We start from the raw sequence: 246 nt of genomic DNA, 5'->3' as shown, positions 1-246 counted from the left end.
ATGCACAGTTCATAAACATCACTGTACCGGTTACTTCAAGGCTTTGAGTCGAGCCAAACGCAGCAGTATGATCAACATCTTTTGCAGCGCGATATACCCAACTACGTTCAGCACGATTAAACGGCATTTCTTCTCTATCAAGTGCGAAAAAGTACTGGCGGAAAAATTCGCCTTGGCGCTCAAAAAAATATCGAAACCGACCAATTACCGGATAGTTGCGCCTAATTGCATGCTTTGTTTGGGTTA

The 246-nt window shown here is 43.5% G+C and carries 1 pseudogene; it reads right to left on the bottom strand.

Annotation, left to right across the window (positions count from 1 at the left end):
- A pseudogene (locus AAEY62_RS24065) lies at nucleotides 1-246 on the bottom strand (FMN-binding glutamate synthase family protein); the annotation flags it as partial.

The organism is Pseudoalteromonas sp. GW168-MNA-CIBAN-0100 (genome assembly GCF_040309225.1).
Classification (GTDB): Bacteria; Pseudomonadota; Gammaproteobacteria; order Enterobacterales; family Alteromonadaceae; genus Pseudoalteromonas; species Pseudoalteromonas arctica.
This window is presented reverse-complemented; position numbering and strand designations above follow the sequence as displayed.